We start from the raw sequence: 3440 nt of genomic DNA, 5'->3' as shown, positions 1-3440 counted from the left end.
CCGCCTGGCGACGCCCCATGGTCCGCCCCGCCCCTGGGTTTATGCAAAGGTCTCCAGAGGGAGAGGGAATCGGACCGCGAACGAGGCACCCGGAGACAGGTTCCCGTCAGGGGAGAGGGAACCGGAACGTGGTGGGCTAGCCGCCGGCGACGGACGGGACGATGGAGACTTCGCCAACGCCGTCGAGGGCAGTGTCGAAGCCGTCCTTGAAGCGGATGTCGTCGCCGTCGACGTAGATGTTGACGAAGCGGCGAAGCTCGCCGTCGGCGTCGAGCAGGCGTTCGGCCATGCCCGGATAGTCGGTCTCCAACTGCTGGACCAGCGCGCCGACGGTGTCGGCGGCCACGTCCACGCGGCTCTCGCCGCCGGTGAGACTGCGCAACGGCGTGGGGATGCGAACGGTTGGCATGCGGTGCGGCTCCTTCTGTGCGCCCTGGCGACCTAGGCCGTGACGTAGACCCCGCGGTCGGCGAGGACTTGCTCGAATGAGGTGACGGTGGGCTTGACGGCGAAGCTGTCGGCGGTCTGGCTGTCGATGGCTTCCTGGGTCTTGAGGCCGTTGCCCGTGATGAGGGCGACGGTGAGGTCGTCGGGGCCAATTTCGCCGTTCTCGACCAGGTGCTTGAGCACGCCCACGGTGACGCCGCCGGCGGTCTCGGCGAAGACGCCTTCGGTCTCCGCCAGGAGCCGGATGCCGTCCACGATCTCGGCGTCCGAGACGGCGTCGATGACGCCCTCGCACTCCTTGGCCAGCTTGAGGGCGTAGAACCCGTCGGCCGGATTGCCGATGGCGAGCGACTTGGCGATGGTCTGGGGCGTACGCACGGCGCGATAGGTCATGCTGTCGCGGGCGAAGGCCTCGGCGACCGGGGCGCAGCCGTCGCCCTGGGCGCCGTGGATGCGGGTGTGCTGCTCGTCCAGCAGCCCAACGTCCACCAGCTCGCGCAGGCCCTTGCCGATCTTGGTGTAGAGCGAGCCGGAGGCGATGGGCGCCACGATGTGGTCGGGCGCTTGCCAGCCGAGCTGCTCGACCGTCTCGAAGGCCAGGGTCTTGGACCCCTCGGCGTAGTAGGGGCGCACGTTGATGTTGCAGAAGGCCCACTCGTAGAGGTCGGCGATCTCGCTGCAGAGGCGGTTGAGCTCGTCGTAAGTGCCGTCAACGGCCACGATGCGCGCGCCGTAGACCGCCGCGCCGCGCACCTTGCCGAGCTCGATGTCGGCGGGCAGGAAGACGTAGGTGTCCATGCCGTGCCGGGCGCCGGCGGCGGCGACGGCGCCGGCCAGGTTGCCGGTGGAGGCGCAGGCGAAGGTCTCGAAGCCCAGCTCGCGCGCCTTGGCCACGGCCACGGCGACGACGCGGTCCTTGAAGGAGAAGCTGGGGTTGACGGTGTCGTTTTTGATGTAGAGGCGGTTCAGCCCCAGCCGCTCGCCCAGGTTGTGGGCGCGCTGCAGGGGCGTGAGGCCCACGGGCCAGGTGGGGTCCCAGCCGCTCTCGACGGGCAGCAGGTCGGCGTAGCGCCAGAGGGTTTGGGGACCGGCGGCGATGGACTCGCGCGTGACGCGGTCGCGGATGGCCTGGTAGTCAAACTGCACCTCGAGCGGGCCGAAACAGAACTCACAGACGTGAACCGCTCTCGGTTCGTAGGCGCGGCCGCACTCGCGGCACTGGAGCGCGTTGATGGTGCTCACGGAAAATCGTCCTTCGGTTGGCAATGGGTCGGGGGGCTAGCCCTCGGGGGATGGACTCAGACGGCGGCCGAAGCGGCCGGTCGGCCCGCGGCGCGCGCGGGCCCGGCCATCGCCATGACCCGCCGACGGACGATGCGCCTGTGGCTCACCGTGAACATCCCACTTGCACGAAACCCCTCGCTGCTCCGACCAGCGAGGGGTCACGATTCCCGTGACCTCTCATCTCGCGACTTTCGCCGCCGGAGTTGGCACCTTGCGCGTGGCCGCGCAGGTTGCCAGGCTTCGCAGGGCCTGTTCCCTCCACCACTCTGGATGAGAGCCAGCCATGTGCTCGTCCATGGCCGGGGCAAGGATATCACCCCGGATTGGCCTCGCCAACGGAGCGGGTTGATAGGCGACGTGCGGGCACCCTCGCCCACTCACACCGACTGTCCCTTGAAGTACCCAGTCAGGCGATGGAGCCCCGCGAGAACTTCGGACGCCCCCAGGTTGGGTGGAGCGTGGATTCCCGCCTCCGGAGACCCTTGCATAACAGGACAAGGGCGGTTCGCGAACCGCCCCTACCCGTGGGCGGCCAGGTTGAGCGGCCGCGAGATTCCCGGCTCGGCGGGAATGACGAACCTGCCTCGGCCTCGCCAACGGGGTTGCGTGCTATCCTTGGGGCACGTTCACGCATGTGAGCGCTTCCGTGCGCGCTGCGGTGACCCTTTTGATATTGCCCGCCTTGGCGGCGCATCTCTCGGGTCCGAGCCGCAATCGCGCGGCACCTTAACAGGGGAAGAGTGAGCGTGAGGATTCGGGTCGCCCATGGCCTGAATCTCAGCGCGACAGTAGTCCGTGTTGATCAGGACGGCTCGATGGAGCCGCGGGGCGTTTCGGCGCCCGGCGGTCTAACACACTGACCAACCGCTTGGCCGCGTTGCGGTCGAGCTGAGGTTTTTTTGGCGAGTTTGATCCTGGCTCAGGATGAACGCTGGCGGCGTGCTTTACCAATGTGAGTCGAACGGTACGGGTGAAGCTTCGGCTTCGCCACGACCGTGGCGTCCGGGTGCGTAACACGTAGCTAACCTACCGGCGGGTGGGGAATAACCCCGGGAAACCGGGGACAATACCGCATGTGGTCGCGGGGTGATGCCCGTGGACGAAAGCTGTGTCGGGGGAACTCGATATGGCGCCTGCTGAGGGGGCTGCGGCCGATTAGCTAGTTGGTGGGGTAATGGCCCACCAAGGCGATGATCGGTAGCGGGTCTGAGAGGATGATCCGCCACACGGGGACTGAGATATGGTCCCGAGCCCTACGGGGTTTAGCATGGGGGAATCTTGCGCAATGGGCGAAAGCCTGACGCAGCAACGCCGCGTGGGGGATGAAGGCCTTCGGGTCGTAAACCCCTTTTCTGGGGGACGCAACTGACGGTACCCCAGGAATAAGCCTCGGCTAACTACGTGCCAGCAGCCGCGGTAATACGTAGGAGGCGAGCGTTATCCGGAATTACTGGGCGTAGAGCGCTCGTAGGCGGCTCGGCAGGTGCCCTGTGAAAGCCCCCGGCTTACCCGGGGAGGGTCGGAGCAAACCACCGAGCTCGAGGCAGGCAGAGGGCCGCGGAACGTCCGGGGGAGTGGTGGAATGCGTAGATCCCGGACGGAACACCAGAGGCGAAGGCGGCGGTCTGGGTCTGACCTGACGCTGAGGAGCGACAGCGTGGGGAGCGAACAGGATTAGATACCCTGGTAGTCCACGCCGTAAACGATGG

The 3440-nt window shown here is 67.0% G+C and carries 2 protein-coding genes, 1 rRNA gene and 1 riboswitch; of the genes, 1 reads left to right on the top strand and 2 read right to left on the bottom strand.

Annotation, left to right across the window (positions count from 1 at the left end; translation table 11 throughout):
* Window positions 1-136: 136 nt before the first annotated feature.
* Window positions 137-409 (bottom strand): MoaD/ThiS family protein, encoded by a 273-nt coding sequence (locus OXG33_13240; GenBank protein MCY4114881.1) that lies wholly within the window; start codon window positions 407-409, stop codon window positions 137-139.
* Between the two features lie 32 nt (window positions 410-441).
* Window positions 442-1689: a threonine synthase gene (thrC, locus tag OXG33_13235; GenBank protein MCY4114880.1), complete on the bottom strand. Its 1248-nt coding sequence runs from the start codon at window positions 1687-1689 to the stop codon at window positions 442-444.
* 216 nt (window positions 1690-1905) lie between these two features.
* Window positions 1906-2008, bottom strand: a riboswitch (SAM riboswitch).
* Window positions 2009-2627: 619 nt separating this feature from the next.
* Between thrC and OXG33_13230 the strand changes: the two genes are divergently transcribed.
* Window positions 2628-3440, top strand: a 16S ribosomal RNA gene (locus OXG33_13230); the annotation flags it as partial.

The organism is Chloroflexota bacterium, from assembly GCA_026708035.1.
Lineage (GTDB): Bacteria > Chloroflexota > UBA11872 > UBA11872 > UBA11872 > JAJECS01.
This window is presented reverse-complemented; position numbering and strand designations above follow the sequence as displayed.

Coding starts and splice junctions, on each gene's coding strand:
- OXG33_13240 (MCY4114881.1), bottom strand. CDS start 409: ATGCCAACCGTTCGCATCCCCACGCCGTTGCGCAGTCTCACCGGCGGC.